Annotated in this window: 18 protein-coding genes and 1 riboswitch; of the genes, 11 read left to right on the top strand and 7 right to left on the bottom strand. The window is 73.8% G+C overall.

The window, feature by feature from the left end:
- Positions 1-38: 38 nt before the first annotated feature.
- Positions 39-260 (bottom strand): helix-turn-helix domain-containing protein, encoded by a 222-nt coding sequence (locus ACWGE1_RS14200; RefSeq protein WP_030010789.1) that lies wholly within the window; start codon positions 258-260, stop codon positions 39-41.
- A 364-nt stretch (positions 261-624) separates the two neighbouring features.
- A complete protein-coding gene (locus tag ACWGE1_RS14195) occupies positions 625-2,223 on the bottom strand; it encodes an ABC-F family ATP-binding cassette domain-containing protein (RefSeq protein WP_453420773.1) in 1,599 nt (532 codons plus the stop codon).
- Positions 2,224-2,513: 290 nt separating this feature from the next.
- Here ACWGE1_RS14195 and ypfJ point away from each other — a divergent pair, with 290 nt between their 5' ends.
- Positions 2,514-3,413, top strand: coding sequence for a KPN_02809 family neutral zinc metallopeptidase (gene ypfJ, locus ACWGE1_RS14190; protein WP_453420772.1), 900 nt, complete (start codon positions 2,514-2,516; stop codon positions 3,411-3,413).
- 63 nt (positions 3,414-3,476) lie between these two features.
- Positions 3,477-3,872 (top strand): VOC family protein, encoded by a 396-nt coding sequence (locus ACWGE1_RS14185; RefSeq protein WP_453420771.1) that lies wholly within the window; start codon positions 3,477-3,479, stop codon positions 3,870-3,872.
- Positions 3,873-3,909: 37 nt separating this feature from the next.
- On the opposite strand, the gene ACWGE1_RS14180 is transcribed toward ACWGE1_RS14185, so the two are convergent.
- On the bottom strand, positions 3,910-5,334 hold the full coding sequence (locus ACWGE1_RS14180) for a hypothetical protein (protein ID WP_453420770.1): 1,425 nt from the start codon (positions 5,332-5,334) through the stop codon (positions 3,910-3,912).
- A 180-nt stretch (positions 5,335-5,514) separates the two neighbouring features.
- Complete coding sequence (locus ACWGE1_RS14175) at positions 5,515-6,645, bottom strand: alpha/beta hydrolase family protein (RefSeq protein ID WP_453420769.1); 1,131 nt, start codon at positions 6,643-6,645, stop codon at positions 5,515-5,517.
- 310 nt (positions 6,646-6,955) lie between these two features.
- Between ACWGE1_RS14175 and ACWGE1_RS14170 the strand changes: the two genes are divergently transcribed.
- The 7 genes from ACWGE1_RS14170 (at position 6,956) to ACWGE1_RS14140 (ending at position 15,587) form a co-directional block, all read left to right on the top strand.
- Positions 6,956-8,239 (top strand): anion permease, encoded by a 1,284-nt coding sequence (locus ACWGE1_RS14170; RefSeq protein WP_453420768.1) that lies wholly within the window; start codon positions 6,956-6,958, stop codon positions 8,237-8,239.
- A 40-nt stretch (positions 8,240-8,279) separates the two neighbouring features.
- Positions 8,280-8,501, top strand: coding sequence for a hypothetical protein (locus ACWGE1_RS14165; RefSeq protein WP_453420767.1), 222 nt, complete (start codon positions 8,280-8,282; stop codon positions 8,499-8,501).
- 112 nt (positions 8,502-8,613) lie between these two features.
- A riboswitch (cobalamin riboswitch) is annotated at positions 8,614-8,766 on the top strand.
- A 37-nt stretch (positions 8,767-8,803) separates the two neighbouring features.
- Entirely contained in the window at positions 8,804-9,781 is a 978-nt protein-coding gene (locus ACWGE1_RS14160; RefSeq protein WP_453420766.1) for a cobalamin biosynthesis protein, read from the top strand.
- Positions 9,778-11,298 carry a cobyric acid synthase gene (locus tag ACWGE1_RS14155; protein WP_453420765.1) on the top strand — a complete coding sequence of 507 codons (1,521 nt, stop codon included), beginning with the start codon at positions 9,778-9,780 and terminating at the stop codon, positions 11,296-11,298. The genes ACWGE1_RS14160 and ACWGE1_RS14155 overlap by 4 nt, the downstream gene beginning before the upstream one ends.
- A gap of 154 nt (positions 11,299-11,452) precedes the next feature.
- Positions 11,453-13,588, top strand: coding sequence for a putative cobaltochelatase (locus tag ACWGE1_RS14150; RefSeq protein WP_453420764.1), 2,136 nt, complete (start codon positions 11,453-11,455; stop codon positions 13,586-13,588).
- Positions 13,588-14,187 (top strand): cob(I)yrinic acid a,c-diamide adenosyltransferase, encoded by a 600-nt coding sequence (gene cobO / locus ACWGE1_RS14145; RefSeq protein WP_030386572.1) that lies wholly within the window; start codon positions 13,588-13,590, stop codon positions 14,185-14,187. Before ACWGE1_RS14150 ends, cobO begins: the two co-directional genes overlap by 1 nt.
- Positions 14,181-15,587 carry a cobyrinate a,c-diamide synthase gene (locus tag ACWGE1_RS14140; protein ID WP_453420763.1) on the top strand — a complete coding sequence of 469 codons (1,407 nt, stop codon included), beginning with the start codon at positions 14,181-14,183 and terminating at the stop codon, positions 15,585-15,587. Before cobO ends, ACWGE1_RS14140 begins: the two co-directional genes overlap by 7 nt.
- Before the next feature lie 20 nt (positions 15,588-15,607).
- On the opposite strand, the gene ACWGE1_RS14135 is transcribed toward ACWGE1_RS14140, so the two are convergent.
- The gene (locus ACWGE1_RS14135) at positions 15,608-16,357 is read right to left on the bottom strand and encodes a ZIP family metal transporter (RefSeq protein ID WP_453420762.1); all 750 of its coding nucleotides are present in this window, start codon (positions 16,355-16,357) and stop codon (positions 15,608-15,610) included.
- Between the two features lie 109 nt (positions 16,358-16,466).
- Here ACWGE1_RS14135 and cobC point away from each other — a divergent pair, with 109 nt between their 5' ends.
- Together cobC and ACWGE1_RS14125 are read left to right on the top strand one after the other, a co-directional pair.
- Complete coding sequence (gene cobC / locus ACWGE1_RS14130) at positions 16,467-17,918, top strand: Rv2231c family pyridoxal phosphate-dependent protein CobC (RefSeq protein ID WP_453420761.1); 1,452 nt, start codon at positions 16,467-16,469, stop codon at positions 17,916-17,918.
- Positions 17,919-18,070: 152 nt separating this feature from the next.
- Positions 18,071-19,300: a CapA family protein gene (locus ACWGE1_RS14125; RefSeq protein WP_453420760.1), complete on the top strand. Its 1,230-nt coding sequence runs from the start codon at positions 18,071-18,073 to the stop codon at positions 19,298-19,300.
- 157 nt (positions 19,301-19,457) lie between these two features.
- On the opposite strand, the gene ACWGE1_RS14120 is transcribed toward ACWGE1_RS14125, so the two are convergent.
- Positions 19,458-20,408 (bottom strand): SCO1860 family LAETG-anchored protein, encoded by a 951-nt coding sequence (locus ACWGE1_RS14120; protein WP_453420759.1) that lies wholly within the window; start codon positions 20,406-20,408, stop codon positions 19,458-19,460.
- 283 nt (positions 20,409-20,691) lie between these two features.
- Entirely contained in the window at positions 20,692-21,786 is a 1,095-nt protein-coding gene (locus ACWGE1_RS14115) for an amidohydrolase family protein (RefSeq protein WP_453420758.1), read from the bottom strand.
- Positions 21,787-21,798: the final 12 nt, after the last annotated feature.

Below are 21,798 nucleotides of genomic sequence, written 5' to 3'. Positions count from 1 at the left end.
TTGAAGCCGTTGGAGCGTTGGAACCACTGGGTCCGGGGTCAGGCCGTAGCCGCCTTCTTGCCGCGCGTCGCGCCACCGCGACCACGTAGCGACACCCCGGACTCACTGAGCATCCGGTGGACGAATCCGTAGGACCGGCCGGTCTCTTCGGCCAGCGCCCGGATACTCGCACCGGAGTCGTACTTCTTCTTCAGGTCTGCCGCGAGCTTGTCGCGCGCGGCGCCGGTTACCCGGCTGCCCTTCTTCAGAGTCTCGGCCACCCGTGCCTCCTCATGGGAAGTGCGCTCTGGACTTCTCATGATCACCCCTCCCACGCTTCCTGGCCACCCATTCAGCAAGGTCGGTACGACGGCATTTCCCGAGCGGTGGACGCCCGAGCAGAACGGAATCTCCTCTTCCGCCGCATGACTTCCGTCACACTCCGCTGCCCCCACCAGGAATCTCCAGGTCAGGGGCGCGGAAGCGGAAAACGAACGACCCCGGTCGCGCACCTTCGCGGGTGCGGCCGGGGCCGTCGTACGACGCGCAACGGTACGAGACCGTCTCACTCAGATGATGGATCACCCGTGAGCCGAATGATCCATAAGGAACTGGATCAGAAGCGGAACGGGAACCGGAACCCGATCAGGCGAGGGCCACCAGGTCCCGGTAGTCCGGTCCCCACAGGTCCTCGACGCCGTCCGGGAGCAGGATGATCCGCTCCGGCTCCAGCGCCTCGACGGCGCCCTCGTCGTGCGTGACGAGGATGACCGCGCCCTTGTACGTGCGCAGCGCGCCCAGGATCTCCTCGCGGCTGGCCGGGTCGAGGTTGTTCGTGGGCTCGTCGAGGAGCAGCACGTTCGCCGAGGAGACGACCAGCGTGGCCAGGGCGAGACGGGTCTTCTCGCCACCGGAGAGCACCCCGGCGGGCTTGTCCACGTCGTCGCCGGAGAAGAGGAAGGAGCCGAGCGTCTTGCGCACCGCGACCAGGTCCAGGTCGGGAGCGGAGGAGCGCATGTTCTCCAGGACGGTGCGCTCGGGGTCGAGCGTCTCGTGCTCCTGCGCGTAGTAGCCGAGCTTGAGGCCGTGACCCGGGACCACGGTGCCGGTGTCCGGCTTCTCGGTGCCCGAGAGCAGGCGCAGCAGGGTGGTCTTGCCGGCGCCGTTGAGGCCGAGGATGACGACGCGCGAGCCCTTGTCGATGGCCAGGTCGACGTCGGTGAAGATCTCCAGCGAGCCGTAGGACTTCGACAGGCCCTCGGCCGTCAGCGGGGTCTTGCCGCAGGGCGCCGGGTCCGGGAAGCGGAGCTTGGCGACCTTGTCGGAGACGCGGACGGCGTCCAGGCCGGCCAGCAGCCGGTCGGCGCGCTTGGCCATGTTCTGCGCGGCGACGGTCTTGGTCGCCTTGGCGCGCATCTTGTCGGCCTGCGAGTTCAGCGCCGCGGCCTTCTTCTCGGCGTTCTGGCGCTCGCGCTTGCGGCGCTTCTCGTCGGCCTCGCGCTGCTGCTGGTAGAGCTTCCAGCCCATGTTGTAGACGTCGATCTGGGAGCGGTTGGCGTCCAGGTAGAAGACCTTGTTGACGACGGTCTCGACCAGGTCGACGTCGTGGGAGATGACGATGAAGCCACCGCGGTAGGTCTTCAGGTAGTCGCGCAGCCAGACGATCGAGTCGGCGTCGAGGTGGTTGGTGGGCTCGTCGAGGAGCAGGGTGTCGGCGTCCGAGAAGAGGATCCGGGCCAGCTCGACGCGGCGGCGCTGGCCGCCGGAGAGGGTGTGCAGCGGCTGGCCGAGCACCCGGTCGGGCAGGCCGAGGGCGGCCGAGATGGTCGCGGCCTCCGCCTCGGCGGCGTACCCGCCCTTGGTCAGGAACTCCGTCTCCTGGCGCTCGTACTGCTTCATCGCCTTGTCGCGGGTGCCGCCGGTGCCGGTCGCGATGCGCTCCTCGTTGGCGCGCATCTTCTTGATCAGCACGTCGAGACCGCGCGCGGACAGGATCCGGTCGCGGGCCAGGACGTCGAGGTCGCCGGTGCGCGGGTCCTGCGGGAGGTAGCCGACCTCGCCCGAGCGGGCGATGGAGCCGGCGGCGGGCTGGCCCTCGCCGGCGAGGCACTTGGTCAGGGTGGTCTTGCCCGCTCCGTTGCGGCCGACCAGGCCGATGCGGTCGCCCTTGGCGACGCGGAAGGAGGCGGACTCGATGAGGATGCGGGCGCCGGCGCGCAGCTCGATGCCGGTGGCGGTGATCACGGAAATACTCCAGGGCGGGTCGGGACGGCGGAAGGGGGGCAGGACGCGAAGCTTCGACGCCGCTAATCCGCGAGGAGATTTGCCATGGGAGACATTCTACCGGGGGTGTGCAACTGGTTTCGGGGCGCGGGCCGGGCCGCGCGGAGGCTCGGGGCCGCTTCCCCGGGTCACCCGTTCGGCCCAGCGCCGCCTTGGGGTGGCCGGGGCGCGTATCGGTAGGGATGGGTCGATACTCGCCGCATGGGCGGAAACGTGACCGCACCTGTTGCACGGACGGAGGGCGGTGCGGGATGCAGTTCGACGACGACGCCCGTCTCGACAGCTCGGAGGTCGAGGACCTGCGCGGCGGTCGCGGCGGCCGCATCCCGGGCGGGAAGGCCACCATCGGCGGCGGCATCGTCGGCCTCATCGCGCTGGTCATGGGGCTGCTGTTCGGCGTGGGGCCGCAGGAGCTGGGACTGGCCCCCGAGGAGGAGCTGCCGGTGCCGGCCTCCTCGTCGCTCAGTCAGGTGGAGCGGGCCTGCACCACGGGGCGGGACGCGAACGCGCGGGAGGACTGCCGGCTGCTGGCGGTCGTCAGGAGCACCCAGGCCTTCTGGAAGCAGGAGTTCGCCAGGCGCGGCGGCCGGTACAGCCCGGCGACGACCGTGTTCTTCGAGAACCGGGTGAGCACCGCGTGCGGGACCGCCTCGAAGGCGGTGGGCCCCTTCTACTGCCCCGCGGACCGGAAGGTCTATCTGGACCTGGGCTTCTTCGAGGAGCTGCGGACGGAGTTCGGCGCGACCGGCGGCCCCTTCGCCCAGGCCTACGTCGTCGCCCACGAGTACGGCCACCACATCCAGAACCTGCTCGGAACCCTCCAGCGGGCCCAGGACGGGCAGCAGGGCGCGAACAGCAACGCGGTCAGGGTCGAGCTGCAGGCCGACTGCTACGCCGGGGTGTGGGCGCACAACGCGACCGACGTCGCGGACGCGTCCACCGGGCGGCCGCTGATCAGGACGCTGACCGCGGAGGACATCGACGACGGGCTGAACGCGGCGGCCGCGGTCGGCGACGACCGGATCCAGGAGAGGTTCCAGGGCCGGGTGACCCCGGAATCCTGGACGCACGGCTCGGCCGAACAGCGTCAGCAGTGGTTCCACCAGGGCTACCGGACCGGCGACATGGCCCAGTGCAACACCTTCCGCTGACTGTCGCCGCCGCCTGCCATGCTGGTGTGACGCGGGTCACCGTCACGAGAGGGAGTGATCGTCATGGCAGGCGTTCCGTCCATCTGTCCCACCCTGGTCTACCGCGACGCGAAGGCGGCCATCAGGCTGCTGACCGAGGCCTTCGGCTTCAGCCAGGTCGCCGTCTACGAGGGTGAGGACGGCTCGGTGATGCACGCCGAGCTGGCGTACGGCAACGGCATGGTGATGCTGGGCAGCGCGGGCAGGGGCGGAGTCTTCGACAAGGCCATGGAGGGCGCCGGGCCGTCGGGGGTCTATGTCGTGGTCGACGACGTCGACGCCCACCACCGGCGGGCGGTCGAGCACGGTGCGGAGATCGTGATGGAGCCCACCGACCAGGACTACGGCTCCCGCGACTACATGGCACGGGACGCCGAGGGCAACGTCTGGAGCTTCGGGACGTACGCACCGCAGGTCTGACCCCTGCGGCGCGTACGTCCCGAAGCTCCCTGCGGAGTCACTCGCCGCCGGTGTGGACCTGGAAGGCCGCCCGGCGGACCGCCTTGGCCAGCGTCGGGTCGGGATGGGCCGCCGCCAGCGCGACCAGCACCTGCACGGTCCGCGGATGGCCGACCGCACGGACCTCGTCCAGCAGCCGGGGGACGGTGGTGCGGACGGCCGAATCCAGGTGGCGGGCCAGCAGTTCGGCCTCGCCGTGGTCGGCGATGGCGGCCGCCGTGTCCACCCAGAGCCAGGTCGACTCCTCGGCGGTGAGGACGTCCTGCGCCTCGTCGGGGTCGATCCCGTCGTGCTCGGCGAGCCAGAGCAGGGCGTAGGGGCGCAGGGCGGGCTCGCGCACGGCGGCACGCACCTCGGGCTCGGCGGGGGCGCCGACCACGCGCAGCGCCTCGAAGGCGAGGCCGCGCAGCAGGGCGTCCTCGCCCCGGGCGGCCTGCAGCAGCTCGGCGACGGCGTGACCGACGGGCCGGGCGGCGAGCCAGGCCTGGTACTCGGCGCGGGCCGGGCCGGGGGTGAGCCGCGCGCAGCCGTGCAGCATGGCGGCGGCGGACTGCTCGATGTTCCCGGCGGGGCTCTGCGCCGCGACGCAGATCTGCTCCAGCTTGACCCAGACGGCCCAGCTGCCGAGCGGGGTGAGCGTGGCCCGGGCGGGGCCGAGGGTGACGGCGTCCACGGCGGCGAGTCCGCCGAGCGCCCAGCGCAGCAGCCGGGCGAGCGGGACGGGGCGGGCCTCCGCGGAGCCGGCGGCGGACGTCAGCGCCGTCGCGGGCTCGGCCTCGTAGGGGATCTCGCAGCGCTCGTCGCGCAGTTCGGTGACGCGCTGCCCGAGCAGGTCGAGCAGGTCGGGGACGGTCACCGGGCCGGCGGACAGCTGGAGCAGGGAGAGGAGTTGGGGCATCGCCTCGACCACCTCGGCGACGGCCGAGGGGGCGATGTCCGCGGGTGCGGGGTGGACGAGCGACCAGGCGTCGAAGAGGGCGACCCAGCCGCGCAGCACGGCCGTGTCGTCGCGGTCCCAGGCGCGCAGCCGCCAGCCGGGCCGGGCGTGGCCGCCGTGCACCTCGACCAGTCCGGCGAGCCGGGCGCGGTCCCAGCCGACCCTGATCTGGCCGTGCGTCAGGTTCAGTTCTCCGGCGGCGCGTTCGACGTCGGCCGCGGACAGGGCGCCCGTGGGGGCGGGCCGGCCGCCGTCCCCGGCACCGAGGTTGCGCTCGGCCCAGCGGGTCAGGCGTACGGCGTCGACGAGCGAGGCCCGGGCCCGGTTCGCGAGGTCGGCCGTGGCGGGCGTACCCGCCGGGGGCCGGGGCGCGGGCCGGGTGCGTCGGTCGGTCACCGCCTTGCGGGCCGCGGCGACGGAACGCGGCGAGACGAGTCGGAGTCTGGAGTCGCGAGCCAACTGCTCATCAGGCTTTCGGGACGTCACGGAAGCAGTCTCGCCCGTCACTGGCCGAAAGCCCAAACGGAACCAGCCGTTGCCATCGGCCACCTGCAGTGCAGACCGGGACAAGCCGCCCGCTGGGCCCTGTACGTCACAGGGCCTTCACATGACGGACCTTCACCGGGGCCTTCGGACGGGCCGGCGTCGGGGCCTGCGCGCGGCCCGTCACATGAGGGGGGTGAGGAAGCGGCGCAGGGCCTCCTCGTAACCGGCCGGATCGGCATTCCACATCGCACCGTGCCCGGCCCCGCGCACGGTGTGCAGCGTGACGAGGTCGGGGCGGGCCGCGGCGAGCCTGCGGGAGGGTCCCCAGGGGGCGAGCGCGTCGTCCGGGCCGTGGAAGATCAGCACGGGGACGCGCAGCGTGCCCGGGTCCGCGCCCGGCGGCCGGCGGTCGGCGCGCAGGCCCGCGCGGCCCTCGGCGGCCCGGACGGCCAGCGGCAGCACCAGGGCCGGGGTGCGGCGCGCCGCGGCGAGCCCGCGCAGGGTGGTGTGCCAGTCGAGCACCGGCGAGTCCAGCACCAGTCCGGAGATCAGGTGGGACAGCGCCGATCGCTCGGCCGCGTGCAGGGCCATGGTGGCGCCGGTGGACCAGCCGTGCAGGATCACGCGCCGGGCGCCGTAGCGGACGGCGTAGCGGATGGCGGCGTCCAGGTCCCGCCATTCGGATTCACCGAGGTGGCCGAGCCCGTCCGGGGAGGCGGGGGCGCCGAGGTCGCCCCGGTAGGCCAGGTCCAGGACGGGCAGCCGGTGGCGCTGGAGGAAGGGCATGACCACCATCGGGTGCTCGCGGCTGCTGCCGAGCCCGTGCACGGTGATCACCCAGGTGTCCCGGACCGAGGGCACGAACCAGGCGGGCAGGGCGCCGAGCTCCCCGGGGACGTCCACGTCGGCGTGGTCGAGCCCGAGGGCGGTGCGCGGATTGCCGACGTACACCTGGGGGGTGAGCGTGACCCGGGTGCCGGGGGCGAGGGTGCCGTGGGTGACGGAGACGAGCCGCCGCACGACGGCGTCCGGGCCGTGGTCGGCGTCGGGGAGGACGGGACCGACGACGGCGTGCACGCCGGGTGCGACCAGGCCGTGGGTGCCGGGGCGCAGGGAGGCGAGCGAACGGGTCAGGGCGATCCGGCCGGCGGCGGTCCAGTGGACGCTGAGCCGTGGCCCGCCAGGGAGCGGACGTCCGGGTTCCGGCCGCAGGGCCGCGTCGGCGGCGTACCGGCCGGCGGCAACGGCGGCCGCGCCGGCACCCAGGATGGTCGTCGTGACGGCCGCAGCCGTCGCTGTCGCGGTACGCACGGCTCCAGTGTCGGGTCGCGGCCTCGGGCGGGCCACCGGAGGAGATCCCTCCGCCGCCGGCACAGGGAGAGTGATCTAGGTCTCATTCGAGGCCCCGGAGGCGGGATCGTATGCAGGTCGACCCCCCTGCGGAGGGGTTCATTCACCCGCCTTTGACGTGCATTAATGGCGTTATCTACGCCAGAATCAGGACGAATGGCCCGATCGCACCCCGTCCCAGTACACCGCTCCGCCCGAGTCAGTTCACCTTCCGTTCATCCAGGTTGCCTACGGTCGCCGAGCCACTGACGTCAAACAGAAGCCTGGGTAAATGGAGCACATAACGCTTCTCCTCGGGATCGTGATCATTACCGCTCTCGTGTTCGACTTCACGAACGGTTTCCACGACACGGCCAACGCGATGGCCACCACCATCTCGACCGGCGCCCTCAAGCCCAAGACGGCGGTGGCCATGTCCGCCGTGCTCAACCTCGTCGGCGCGTTCATGTCCGTGGAGGTCGCCAAGACGATCTCCAAGGGCCTGGTCAACGAGGAGGGCATCCAGCCAGAGGTGATCTTCGCCGCGCTGGTCGGAGCGATCCTCTGGAACCTCGTCACCTGGCTGGTCGGCCTCCCCTCCAGCTCCTCGCACGCCCTGATGGGTGGCCTGATCGGCGCCGCGGTCGCCTCCGCCGGCATCGGCGCGGTCAACGGCAGCGTCATCGTCACCAAGGTGCTCATCCCCGCGATCGCCGCCCCGCTGGTGGCCGGCATCGCCGCGTACCTGGCCGCCAAGCTCACCTACAAGCTGGGCAACAAGGTCGGCGAGAAGACCTCCGCCAAGGGCTACCGCGCCGGTCAGATCGCCTCGGCCGGTCTCGTGTCCCTCGCGCACGGCACCAACGACGCGCAGAAGACGATGGGCATCATCACCCTGGCCCTCATCGCCGGCGGCGCGATCGCGCCCGACGCGAACCCGCCGGTCTGGGTCATCGTCTCCGCCGGTCTCGCCATCGCGATGGGCACCTACCTGGGCGGCTGGCGCATCATCCGCACCATGGGCAGCGGCCTGACCGATCTGCAGCCGCAGCAGGGCTTCGCCGCCCAGACCTCGGCCGCGTCCGTCATCCTCGCCTCCTCGAACCTGGGCTTCTCGCTCTCCACCACCCACTCGTGCTCCGGTGCGGTCATGGGTGCGGGCCTGGGCCGCAAGGGCGGTGTGGTCCGCTGGTCCACCGCGACCCGCATGTTCGTCGCCTGGGGCCTGACCCTGCCGGCCGCCGCGCTCGTCTCGGCCGGTGCCGAGCTGGTCATGCGCATCGGTGACGTCGGCATCGCCGCGGTCACGGTCTTCCTGATCGGCTCCTGCCTCGCCATCTGGCTCATCTCCCGCCGCCAGGTCGTCGACCACAACAACGTCAACGAGGTGGAGCCGGCCGCCGCCGAGGAGCCGGGCGTCATCACGACGGCGATCGCCGCCGTCACCGTCCCGCCGACCGTCGCCGCCGCCGGTACCACCGGCGCCGCCACGACCGCCGAGGTCACGGACGACGCCCTCAAGGCCACCATCCCGGCCGCGACGCAGACCCCGGCGGCTCCGGCCGCCGCGGTCTGACCGAGACACACAGAGACCCGGACACTCAGAAAGTGGCAGTATGAAGATCGACTGGGAAGCGCTCGGCTCCGTCTTCGGGGTCAGCCTCTTCGCCACCGTCGCCCTCGTGGCCCTTTTCACCCTGGGCCTGGTGGGCCTGTCCAAGCACGAGACCGCGACCGAGCAGGGTGGCACGGCCACTCTCGCCCGCAGCGGCGCGTACGCCTGCTTCGCGCTCGTCACGGCGGCCGTGGGCTACGGGATCTACCTGATCGTCGCCTGACCGGCCGCCTCACGGCGGACCAGGCGTGAAGGCTCCCTCCGGGTTTGTCCCGGAGGGAGCTTTTCGCATCCCCCGCCCCTGCCGCGCCGCAGGTCAACGGCGAGTTGACGGGCCTTCTCGGTGCGTGGTGGACTGCCCGAGCCAATACGGCGGCATGGAGAGGAAGTCCGGTGCGAATCCGGCGCGGTCCCGCCACTGTCACCGGGAGCGCACGCCGCGCGTGCGTCCCGGGAGCCAGGAACTCTCGCCGCCGGACACGTCGAACCAGGGCGCGGACCCTGAGTGAGGACATACCTGCCACCATGCGTGCCGATCGCGTCTTCGCGTACGGCGCCACGGCGGGCCTGATCGGCGACCGGATCCTCGGAGATCCGCGCCGAGGGCACCCCGTGGCCGCCTTCGGACGGGCCGCCGCCGCCGTCGAGCGCACCCTGTGGCGCGACGACCGCGCCCGGGGCCTCCTGCACACCCTGGTGTGCGCCGGGGGCGCAGCCGCCATCGGTGCGCTGGGCGCCCGCGCCGTGCGCTCCCGGCCTGCGGCCGCCCGTATCGCCCTGACCGCCGCCGCCACCTGGGCCGTGGTGGGCGGCACCTCGCTGGGCCGCGAGGCCCGGGCCATCGGCGGGGCGCTCGCCGCCGGGGACACCGAAGTGGCCCGGGAGCGGCTCCCCCACCTGTGCGGACGCGACCCCCAGGCCCTGGACGGGCAGCAGATGGCCCGCGCCGTCGTGGAGTCCGTCGCCGAGAACACCTCCGACGCGGTGGTCGGCGCCCTGGTGTGGGGTGCCGCCGCCGGAGTCCCCGGTCTGCTGGCCTTCCGGGCCGTGAACACCCTGGACGCGATGGTCGGCCACAAGTCCCCCCGCTACCTGCGCTACGGCTGGGCCTCCGCCCGGCTCGACGACCTGGCGGGCTGGCCGGGGGCCCGGCTGACGGCGGTCGCCGCCGTACTGGCCGGCCCCGACCGGCGCGGCGCCGTACGGGCCTGGCGCGTGGACGCCGCCGCGCACCCGAGCCCCAACGCCGGCCCCGTCGAGGCCTCCTTCGCCGGGGCGCTCGGCGTCAGGCTGGGCGGGACCCTCGCTTACGGCGGCCGGGTCGAGCACCGGGCCGTCCTCAACGGCGGGGCGGGGCGGCCGGTGGAGGTCGCGGACATCGAACGGGCGGTCCGGCTGTCACGGCAGGTGACCTGGCTGGCCCTGGGCGCCTGCGTGGCGGCCCGGCTGCTGGTCTCCCGAACGCTGGAATCCCGTACGGCACAGAGAGGGCGGCGCGCATGAGCGGCGCGAAGCGCGGGGGCGGACTGCTCGTCGCGGGCACCACGTCGGACGCGGGCAAGAGCGTGGTCACGGCGGGCATCTGCCGCTGGCTGGCCCGGCAGGGCGTCAAGGTGGCGCCCTTCAAGGCGCAGAACATGTCGCTGAACTCCTTCGTCACCCTGGAGGGCGCCGAGATCGGCCGCGCCCAGGCGATGCAGGCGCAGGCGGCCCGTGTGGAGCCGACCGCACTGATGAACCCGGTCCTGCTCAAGCCGGGCAGCGACCGCAGCAGCCAGGTGGTGCTCCTGGGCAAGCCGGTGGGCGAGATGAGCGCCCGCGGCTACCACGGCGGCCGCCAGGAGCAGCTGCTCGGCATCGTCACGGACTGCCTGGAGCAGCTGCGGGGCACGTATGACGCCGTGATCTGCGAGGGGGCGGGCAGTCCGGCCGAGATCAACCTGCGCCGGACCGACATCGTGAACATGGGCATCGCGCGGGCCGCGCGGTTCCCGGTGGTCGTGGTCGGCGACATCGACCGCGGCGGGGTCTTCGCGTCCTTCTTCGGGACGACGGCGCTGCTCTCCCCCGAGGACCAGGAGCTGATCGCCGGCTACATGGTCAACAAGTTCCGCGGTGACGTGTCGCTGCTGGAGCCGGGCATGGAGATGCTGCGCGGGCTGACCGGGCGGGCGACCTACGGGGTGCTGCCGTTCCGGCACGGGCTGGGCATCGACGAGGAGGACGGCCTGCGCGTCTCGCTGCGGGGCGCCGTGCGCGAGTCCGTGGTGGCGCCGCCCGTGGGCGAGGACGTGCTGCGGGTGGCCGTCTGCGCCGTGCCCCTGATGTCGAACTTCACGGACGTCGACGCGCTCGCCGCGGAGCCCGGGGTCGTGGTGCGCTTCGTGGACCGGGCCGAGGAACTGGCCGACGCGGACCTGGTCGTCGTACCCGGCACCCGGGGCACGGTGAAGGCCCTGGAGTGGCTGCGCGAACGCGGACTCGCGGACGCGCTGCTGCGGCGGGCCGCCGAGGGGCGGCCGGTGCTGGGCATCTGCGGCGGGTTCCAGGTGCTGGGCGAGCGGATCTCGGACGAGGTCGAATCGAAGGCGGGCGAGGTCGACGGCCTCGGTCTGCTCCCCGTACGGGTGCGCTTCGAGCGGGAGAAGACCCTGGCGCGGCCTTCCGGGACGGCTCTCGGCGAGGAGGTCGCGGGCTACGAGATCCACCACGGCGTGGCCGAGGTGCTCGGCGGCGAGGCCTTCCTGGACGGCTGCCGGGTCGGGTCGGTGTGGGGCACCCACTGGCACGGGTCGCTGGAGTCGGACGGCTTCCGGCGGGCGTTCCTGCGGGAGGTGGCGGCGGCCGCGGGGCGGCGCTTCGTCCCGGCGCCGGACACCTCGTTCGGCACGCTGCGGGAGGAGCAGCTGGACCTGCTCGGCGACTTGATCGAAGAGCACGCCGATACGCGTGCGCTGCTGAGGCTGATCGAGGACGGCGCCCCGGCCGGCCTCCCGTTCCTCCCACCGGGTGCCCCGTGACGGGCCGGGTCCTGCGGGCATTCCGGCCGCACCGGGCGCACGGCACCAGCCGGATCAAGCCCCGCCGGCGATCGAGGCGCGAGGTCCGGGGCGGAGCCCCGGCAGCGGCGCCGCACACGGCAACGGTCCACACCTTCCAAGGAGTGAGCAACACATGAGCACCCCGTATCCGTTCACCGCAGTGGTCGGCCAGACCGACCTGCGGCTGGCGCTCCTGCTCAACGCCGTGAGCCCAGCGGTCGGCGGGGTGCTCGTGCGCGGTGAGAAGGGGACCGCCAAGTCCACCGCCGTCCGCGCGCTGTCCGCGCTGCTGCCGCAGGTGGACGTCGTGTCCGGCTGCCGGTTCAGCTGCGCGCCCGCCGCGCCGGACCCGGCCTGCCCCGACGGCCCGCACGGGTCCGGCGCCGGCGGCGCCCGGCCCGCCCGCATGGTGGAACTGCCCGTCGGCGCCTCCGAGGACCGCCTCGTCGGCTCCCTCGACATCGAACGGGCGCTCGCCGAGGGCGTGAAGGCCTTCGAGCCCGGACTGCTCGCCGACGCCCACCGCGGGATCCTCTACGTCGACGAGGTCAACCTCCTCCACGACCACCTGATCGACCTGCTGCTGGACGCCGCCGCGATGGGTGCCTCGTACGTGGAGCGCGAGGGCGTCTCCGTCCGGCACGCCGCCCGCTTCCTGCTGGTCGGCACGATGAACCCCGAGGAGGGCGAGCTCCGCCCGCAGCTCCTCGACCGGTTCGGGCTCACCGTCGAGGTGGCCGCCTCCCGCGAACCGGCCCAGCGGGTCGAGGTGGTCCGCCGCCGGCTCGCCTACGAGGACGATCCCGCGGGCTTCGCGACCCGCTGGGCCGGGGACGAGCACGAGGTCCGCGCCCGCGTGGTGGCCGCGCGGGCACTGCTGCCGAAGGTCTCGCTCGGCGACACCGCGCTCCTGCAGATCGCGGCGGCCTGCGCCGGCTTCGAGGTCGACGGCATGCGGGCCGACATCGTGATGGCGCGGACCGCGACCGCCCTGGCCGCCTGGGCCGGGCGGACCGAGGTGCGCAAGGAGGACGTCCGGCAGGCCGCCCTGCTGGCGCTCCCGCACCGCCGGCGCCGCAACCCGTTCGACGCGCCGGGCCTCGACGAGGACCTGCTCGACCGGATCCTGGACGAGTTCCCCGACGAGGAACCCGACCCGGAGCCCGACCCCGAGCCCGGACCGGAGGGCCCGGAGGGACCCGACGACAGCGGCCCCGGGGACGGTGGCCCGGACGGCGGTGGCGGTGCTCCCCCGCAGGGTGACGGCCCCCAGGACCCGGGCACCCGGGCCGACACCCCCGAGAGCGGCGAGCCCGCCGAGGCCCCCGCGGAAGACCCCGAGTCCCCGCAGCCCTCCGCCCGGGAGAGCGCCGGGCCGGAGCAGGCCGCCGTACGCGCCGCCGAGCCGTTCCGGACCAAGATGCTCAGCGTGCCCGGCCTCGGCGAGGGCGCGTCCGGACGCCGGTCCCGCGCACGCACCGCGCACGGCCGCACCACCGGCGCCCAGCGCCCGCGCGGGCACCTGACGAAACTGCACCTGACCGCCACCATCCAGGCCGCCGCCCCGCACCAGAAGGCACGCGGCCGCGACGGGCGCGGTCTGGTGATCCGCAAGGACGATCTGCGCCAGGCCACGCGGGAGGGCCGCGAGGGCAACCTCGTCCTCTTCGTCGTCGACGCCTCCGGCTCCATGGCCGCCCGGCAGCGCATGAGCGCGGTCAAGGGCGCCGTGCTCTCGCTGCTCCTGGACGCCTACCAGCGCCGGGACAAGGTCGGCCTGATCACCTTCCGGGGGGCCACGGCCGAGCTGGCCCTGCCGCCGACCTCCTCGGTCGACGCGGCGGCGGCCCGGCTGGAGCAGCTGCCGACGGGCGGCCGCACCCCGCTGGCCGCCGGGCTGCTGAAGGCCCACGAGGTGCTGCGGATCGAGCGGCTGCGGGACCCCTCGCGCCGCCCGCTGCTCGTGGTCGTCACCGACGGGCGGGCCACCTCGGCCGGGAACGCCGGGGGCCGTACGGACAGCAGCCCGCGGGAGCTCGCGGGGCACAGCGCGCGGCTGCTGCAGGCCGGGGGCGTCGCCTCCGTGGTCGTGGACTGCGAGTCCGGGCCGGTCCGGCTGGGGCTGGCCGGAGTACTGGCCCGTGACCTCGGCGGGCCCGCCGTCACGCTCGACGGGCTGCGGGCCGACTCGCTGGCCGGGCTCGTGAAGAACGTACGTACCGCAGTGGTGTCCACTGCATCACCCAACAGCAACAGGAGGGCCGCGTAATGCCTCAGGGACAGCCGTCCGTCGTTCCGGACGACGGGCTCACGACGCGCCAGCGCCGCAACCGTCCGCTGGTCTTCGTCCACACCGGCCCCGGCAAGGGCAAGTCGACGGCGGCCTTCGGGCTGGCCCTGCGCGCCTGGAATCAGGGCTGGCCGATCGGGGTGTTCCAGTTCGTCAAGTCGGCGAAGTGGAAGGTCGGCGAGGAGAACGCGCTCAAGGTGCTCGGCGCCTCCGGCGAGGGCGGCTCCGTCGTCTGGCACAAGATGGGCGAGGGCTGGTCCTGGGTCCAGCGCGACGCGCAGCTCGACAACGAGCAGGCGGCCAAGGAGGGCTGGGAGCAGGTCAAGCGCGACCTGGCCGCCGAGACGCACAAGCTGTACGTGCTGGACGAGTTCGCGTACCCGATGCACTGGGGCTGGATCGATGTCGACGAGGTCATCGAGGTGCTGCGGGGCCGTCCCGGCACGCAGCACGTGGTGATCACGGGCCGCAACGCGCCGGAGAAGCTGGTGGAGTTCGCGGACCTCGTCACCGAGATGACCAAGGTCAAGCACCCGATGGACACGGGGCAGAAGGGCCAGAAGGGCATCGAGTGGTGACTTCGTACCGGTTCAACGTGCCCCGTCTGGTCATCGCCGCTCCGTCGTCCGGCAGCGGCAAGACCACCGTGGCCACGGGCCTGATGGCGGCCTTCTCGGAGCGCGGCCTCGCCGTGTCCCCGCACAAGGCCGGGCCCGACTACATCGACCCCGGCTACCACGCGCTGGCCACCGGCCGGCCGGGGCGCAACCTCGACGCCTTCATGTGCGGGCCCGACCTGGTCGCTCCGCTGTTCGCGCACGGGGCGGCCGGCTGTGATCTGGCCGTGGTCGAGGGCGTGATGGGGCTCTACGACGGGGCCGCGGGCCGGGGAGAGCTGGCGTCGACGGCGCAGGTCGCGAAGTTGCTGCGGGCGCCGGTGGTGCTCGTGGTCGACGCCTCCTCGCAGTCGCGGTCGGTGGCGGCCCTGGTGCACGGCTTCGCGTCCTTCGACCCGCAGGTGCGGCTGGGGGGCGTGATCCTGAACAAGGTCGGCTCCGACCGGCACGAGGTGATGCTGCGCGAGGCCCTGGAGGAGGCCGGGATGCCGGTCCTCGGCGTCCTGCGGCGGGCTCCCCAGGTGGCGACGCCCTCGCGCCACCTGGGGCTGGTTCCGGTGGCCGAGCGGCACACGGACGCGCTGGCCTCGGTGTCGGCACTGGCCGCCCAGGTGCGGGCGGGCTGCGACCTGGACGCCCTGATGGCCCTGGCCCGCACGGCCCCGCCGCTGGACTGCGAGGCCTGGTCGCCCGGTTCGGCCGCGCCGGCGTCCGGGGCGCGGGAGTCCGCGGGCTGCGGCTCCGGCAGCGGCGCCGCACCGGTCATCGCCGTCGCCGGCGGGGCAGCGTTCACGTTCTCCTACGCCGAGCACACGGAGCTGCTCACCGCCGCCGGGGCGGAGGTCGTCACCTTCGACCCGCTGCGGGACGAGGCGCTGCCCGACGGCACCAGCGGCCTGGTGATCGGCGGCGGCTTCCCCGAGATGTACGCACCCGAGCTGTCCGCCAACGAACCGCTGCGGGCGGCCGTCGCCGCCTTCGCCGCGTCCGGCGGCCCGGTGGCGGCCGAGTGCGCCGGGCTGCTGTACCTCGGGCGGTCGCTGGACGGGAAGCCCATGTGCGGGGTGCTCGATGCCGACGCGCGGATGTCGGAGCGTCTGACCCTGGGCTACCGCGAGGCGGTGGCGGTGTCCGACAGCGCGCTCGCGCCGGCCGGGACCCGGCTGCGCGGGCACGAGTTCCACCGGACGGTGATCGAGCCGGGCGCCGGGGCCGACCCGGCCTGGGGGTTCACGCACCCGGAACGCCGGGTCGAGGGCTTCGTGCAGCAGGGCGTGCACGCCAGCTACCTGCACACGCACTGGGCGGCGGAGCCGTCCGTCGCCCGCCGTTTCACGGAAGCCGCGGCAGCACGGCGGTGACCTCCGTCCCGTGCCGGCGCTCAGTCCGCGATGCCCACCACCAGCCAGATCCCGGCCACCCCGCCCACCGTGCACAACAGCGTGGACAGGGCGGGGTGCTTGTGGTGCGCCTCGGGCAGGATCTCGGCGGACGCGAGGTACAGCAGGACGCCCCCGAAGAAGCCGAGGTACGCCCCGAGGGGTTCCTCCGGAAGGGTGAACAGCAAAGTGGACGCCGCGCCCACGACCGGGGCCACGGCGTCCGCGAAGAGCATCATCAGGGCCTTGCGGCGGTCGTTCCCGTAGAGGCTGGTGAGCGTGTACGTGTTGAACCCGTCGGCGAAGTCGTGGGTGATGACGGCCAGCGCCACGGCGACGCCCATCCCCCCGCCGACCTGGAAGGCAGCGCCCAGGGCCACACCGTCGGCGAGGCTGTGGCCGACCATGGCCGCGGCCGCGGTGAGTCCGACCTGGGGGACGCGGGCGGTGCTCCCGGTGCCGTCCTGCGCGCCCTCCTCGGCACCGTGCGCGGCCTGCCGGACGGCGAGCAGCCGTTCCACGACGTGTGCGACCAGGAAGCCGGACACGAAGAGCAGCAGGGCGAGCGGAACGCCGAACACCTCGTCGCCGGCCGCGTGGACGGCCTCCGGGAGCAGGTCGAGGCCCACGACGCCGAGCATCAGCCCGCCGGCCAGGCCCAGCACGAGGTGGCGGCGGTCGGTGACGCGCTGCGCCGCCCATCCGCCCGCCAGGGTCATCAGGAACGCGCCCAACGCCACGATCACGGCCATGTGCCCCTGAATACAGACTCCTCGCCGTGCACGCACATCCGCGCGCGGGTGGCGTGCGGCGGACTGTTGACGACCGACCGACCGGGGCAGGTGGGCCGGTGATGTGCCGATGGCGGTGACTACGGAGGGAGGCCCCGCGGTGGGCGAGTACACGACGCAGGTGGTGGTCGGGGTCGGCGGACGCGCGGGGGTTTCCGTCGCGGAGGTCTGTGCCCTGGTCGAGGAGACGCTGCGGGGGGCCGGGCTGGCCGTGGGGGCGGTGACGGCACTGGCCACGGTGGAGTCGAAGGCGGGCGAGGCAGGGATCGCGGGCGCGGCGGAACGTTTCGGCGTGCCTCTCGTGACCTACCCCGCCGAACAGCTGGCCGCCATCACGGTGCCGCACCCGTCGGAGGCCGCGCACGCCGCCGCCGGGACCCCCTCGGTGGCGGAGGCCGCGGCCCTCGCGGGCGGCGGGGAACTCCTCGTGCCCAAGCGCCGGTCGGTGGCGGCGACCTGCGCGGTGGCCACGGCGCACGCGCACGACCTGCGCCACCACGGGGACGCCGAGGTGATCGACGCGGGCTCCGCGCTCGTGGACCTGGCGGTCAACGTACGTGCGGACACACCCCCGGACTGGCTCAAGCAGCGGATCGCCGCCTCCCTCGGGGACCTCGCCGCATACCCGGACGGGCGGCCCGCCCGCGCGGCGGTGGCGGCCCGGCACGGGCTGCCGGTCGAGCGGGTGCTGCTGACGGCCGGGGCCGCGGAGGCCTTCGTGCTGATCGCGCGGGCGCTGGGAGCCGTGCGCCCGGTCGTGGTGCATCCGCAGTTCACCGAGCCGGAAGCGGCCCTGCGGGACGCGGGGCACCGGGTGGAGCGGGTGGTGCTGCGGGCGGCGGACGGCTTCCGGCTGGACCCGGCGGCCGTGCCCGAGGACGCGGACCTCGTGGTGATCGGCAACCCGACCAATCCGACGTCCGTGCTGCACCCGGCGGGGGCCCTCGCCGCGCTGGCCCGGCCGGGCCGGATCCTGGTCGTGGACGAGGCGTTCATGGACGCCGTCCCGGGTGAACGGGAGGCCCTGGCCGGACGGATGGACCTGCCGGGGCTGGTGGTGCTGCGGAGCCTGACCAAGACGTGGGGGCTGGCGGGGCTGCGGATCGGCTACGTGCTGGCCGAGCCCGAGGTGATCGCGAAGCTGGCGGCCGCGCAGCCGCTGTGGCCGGTGTCGACCCCGGCGCTGGTGGCGGCCGAGGCCTGTGTGGCCCCGGCTGCGCTGGCCGAGGCGGAGGAGGCGGCCCGGCGGATCGCGGTGGACCGGGCGCATCTGCTGGCCGGGCTGGCGGAGTTCGACGAGGTGACGGTCGCCGGGGTGGCGCAGGGGCCGTTCGTGCTGATCCGGGTGGCGGGCGGGGCCGAGGTCCGCACCCGGCTGCGCGCCCTCGGCTTCGCCGTCCGCCGCGGGGACACCTTCCCGGGGCTGGACCACTCCTGGCTGCGGCTGGCGGTGCGCGACCGGGCGACGACGGGCCGGCTGCTGCAGGCCCTGGACCACGCCCTCGCTCTGACCGGGCGCTGACGGTGCACTGACCGCGCGCCGCCCGGACGCCGACCGGGCGGCGACCGGGCGGCCGGGGCCTCCGGAGTCACCCGTACGGCCCGCATACGATGGCCACGGGGGCGGGGTCGGGCGAGGATCCCCGCATCGGTGCACCACATCGGGGGTCGGGGATGAAGGCTTACGCCAAGGCGGGTGCGGCGCTGGCCGGGCTCGCTCTCGTGGGCGGCGGGATCCACGCCATGCCGCGGTTGCTCGACCGGGACGCGCAGACGGCGCCCGACACGGGGCAGCAGCTCCGGGCCAGGCCGAGCCGGAGCACGGCGGACGGACCGGAGCCGGCCGCCGGGAAGCCGTTCACGCTGGTGGCGACCGGCGACATCATTCCCTATCCGTCGATCGTCCAGCGGTCCGCGGACGACGCGGGCAAGGCCGGGGAGTACGACTTCCGGAAGATACTCGCCGGGGTCAAACCCCTGGTCTCCGCCGCCGACCTGGCGATATGCCACCACGAGATACCGTACGGCCGTCCCGGCGGCCCCTACACCGGCTATCCCACCTTCAAGGCCCCGCACCAGCTGGCGGACGCCCTCAAGGACGCCGGGTACGACAGCTGTTCCACTGCCTCGAACCACACCCTGGACGACGACTACGAGGGCCTCGCCCGCACCCTGGAGCACCTCGACCGGGTCGGCATCCAGCACGTCGGCTCGGCCCGCAGCGCGGAGGAGGCCAAGGCCCCGGCGCTGCTCGCGGCGGGCGGCGCGAAGGTCGCCCAGCTCTCCTACACGTACGGCACGAACGGCATCCCGCTTCCCGAGGGCAAGCCGTGGGCCGTCAATCTGATCGACGCGGACCGGATCATCGCCGACGCCCGGGCCGCCCGGGCGGGCGGCGCGAACGTGGTGGTGCTCAGCGTCCACTGGGGCACCGAGTGGCAGACGGCGCCCGACGAGCAGCAGAAGGCACTGGCGCAGGCGCTCACCGCCTCCCGCTCGGCCGACGGCCTCGCCGACATCGATCTGATCATCGGCACGCACAACCACGTGCCGCAGCCCTACGAGAAGATCAACGGCACCTGGGTGGTCTTCGGCATGGGCGATCAGGTCGCCAGTTTCACACCGGCCGACAAGCTGCGCGGCAACCAGTCCTCGGTCCCCCGGTTCACCTTCTCCCCGGCGGCGGACCGGCCGGGCCGCTGGGAGGTGGTGAAGGCCGAATACCTCACGCAGTACTCGGACATGGGACCGCCGTTCCGCGTCGTCTGCGCCTCCTGCGCGGCCTCGGACCCCGCGCTCCCGGCCGCGAAGCGGAGCGAGTACGCGCGCATCGACCGGCAGGTCACCGAGGCCGTGGTGTCACGCGGCGCGGGCGGGCAGGGCCTGGAGCACGCCGCCCGCTGAGCCGCCGGTCCCCGGGCACGCCACCCCTCGCGCCCGCCTGCGCCCGCCTGGTCACCCGGTCGCGCCGCCCGGCCGTGCCCGTCACCCGTTGAGCACTCCCCTCCGGGTGCTCCTCGGGTCGGGTCCGCCGGGCGGCGGCCCGGGACTCCCGCACTCCCTACGAGGCCCTGCCCCGCCGGGTGATCAGGAGTGCGCCCCCGCCGATGGCGAGCAGGGTCAGCGCCCCGCCCGCGACGTAGGGAGTCAGTGAACCGCCGCCGGTCTCGGCGAGGTTGGCGTCGGCGGTGGTTCCGGACGCGATGCCGGAGCCGGTTCCCGTCGCGGCCTGCGGCTTGACGTCCGGCTTGACGTCCGGCTGGGCGTCCGGGTTCGCGGGCCGGGCCGCCGCCGGCGCCGCGCCCGACGGGGACTCGCAGTGCGCCTCGGCGAGCACGATCTCGCCGTCCACCTGGGCCACGTTCAGCTTCAGCGGGTTCACGGCCACGTTCAGGCGGAGCGCGGCCGCGGCGGCCGTGGTGGAGGTGGTCTCCGTCCCGGACAGCTCCAGGTGGACCTGGCCCACGCCGGGGACGTCGACCTTGGTGGGGCCGCCGGCCGTCAGGGTGACCCTCTTGCCGAGCACCGTCACCTTCCCGAGGGCGTTCGCGCTGGCCACAGGCTTCTTGCCCGCCTCACAGACGGCCTTGGAGGTGACCTTCTCCACCTCGATGAGGGAGAGCAGCGGCATCCCGGGCACGTGCACGGTGGCCTTGGCGAGGTTGGCCTGCGCCTCGGCCCGGGTCTTGTCGGCGGTCGCCTTGGAGGTCGCGACGGCGGCGCGCAGCACACTGACCGGCTGGTTCCCCTCGACGCCGTCCAGGGTGACGGTCAGCGCCGTCTTCTCGGCCGCCGCCGGTGCGCTGACCTCGTTGAGGGTCGTCTTCAGCGGGACGTGGACGGTGTTGCTGAGCAGGCGCACGTCCAGTCCGGCACGCAGGACGACCGCACCGGCCCTGCCCTCGCCCCCGGCGCCGCCGCCCGTGGCGAGGGCGGGCGGAGCGGTGAGCAGGGCCACCGCTCCCGTGGCGAGCAGGACGGCCGCGGGCATGCGGAAGGTATGGCTGTTCACGGTGGTGGAACCCCCGGGGAGTTGGGTGCCGTCGCGCGGCCAATGGGGGACATTGCGCGCGCCGACGGCCTCGACCCCGGAATCTTTACGCACTATGGGTGAACGAGGGTCAACCTGACGTTAGTTCACCCCAAAGGGTGGTTTCCGGGCGCACATTCGAATCATCGCGCCTCATGAAGAACGCGAGTTCTCCCCTTTCACGGACACCCGGCCCGCACGGTCGTCTCCAACGACCGGCGGGCCGCCGACGTCACGCGGCGTCAACCGGGCACCGGCGCGCGGCTCAGGCCCGGACCCTGCCGTTCACGACGACCCTCAGCGGCTGCGCCAGCGCCCGTACGTCGGCCCGCGGGTCGGCCGCGTAGACCACGAGGTCGGCGGGCGCCCCCTCGGTCAGACCGGGCCTGCCGAGCCATTCGCGCGCCGCCCAGGTCGTGGCGGAGAGGGCCTCGATCGCCGGGATGCCTGCCTTGACCAGCTCCGCGACCTCCGCCGCGACCAGGCCGTGCGGGAGGGAGCCGCCCGCATCGGTGCCGACGTAGACCGCGATGCCCGCGTCGTGGGCGGCGCGCACGGTGTCGTAGCGCCGCTCGTGGAGTCTGCGCATGTGCGCCGACCAGCGCGGGAACTTCGTCTCCCCGCCCGCCGCCATCTTCGGGAACGTCGCGATGTTCACGAGCGTGGGGACGATCGCGACCCCGCGCTCCGCGAACAGCGGAATGGTGTCCTCGGTGAGGCCCGTGGCGTGTTCGACGCAGTCGATGCCCGCCTCGACCAGGTCGCGCAGCGAGTCCTCGGCGAAGCAGTGCGCCGTGACCCGGGCGCCCAGCCGGTGCGCCTCGGCGATGGCCGCCTCGACCTCGGCGCGCGGCCAGCAGGCCGCGAGGTCCCCGGCGTCGCGGTCGATCCAGTCGCCGACGAGTTTGACCCAGCCGTCACCGCGCAGGGCCTCGCGGCCCACGTACTCGACCAGGTCGGCGGGCTCGATCTCGTGGGCGTAGTTGCGGATGTAGCGGCGGGTGCGCGCGATGTGGCGACCGGCCCGGATGATCTTCGGCAGGTCCTCGCGGTCGTCGATCCAGCGGGTGTCCGAGGGCGATCCGGCGTCCCGGATGAGGAGCGTGCCGGCGTCGCGGTCGGTGAGGGCCTGGCGCTCGGCGGTCCCGGCGTCGACCGGGCCGTGGGAGTCCAGTCCCACGTGGCAGTGCGCGTCGACCAGTCCGGGCAGCGCCCAGCCGGTCACCGTGGTGACCTCCCGGGCGCCGGGCGGGCGTTCGTAGGAGATCTGCCCGCCGACCACCCAGAGCTCGTCCCGGACCTCGTCGGGCCCGACCAGCACCCGCCCCTTCACGTGCAGCACATCGCTCACATCGCTCATGGCGGCACTGTA

The sequence above is a fragment of the Streptomyces sp. NPDC054932 genome (assembly GCF_053610205.1).
Note: the sequence above shows the minus strand (reverse complement) of the source record. Positions and strands in the feature narration are given on the sequence as shown.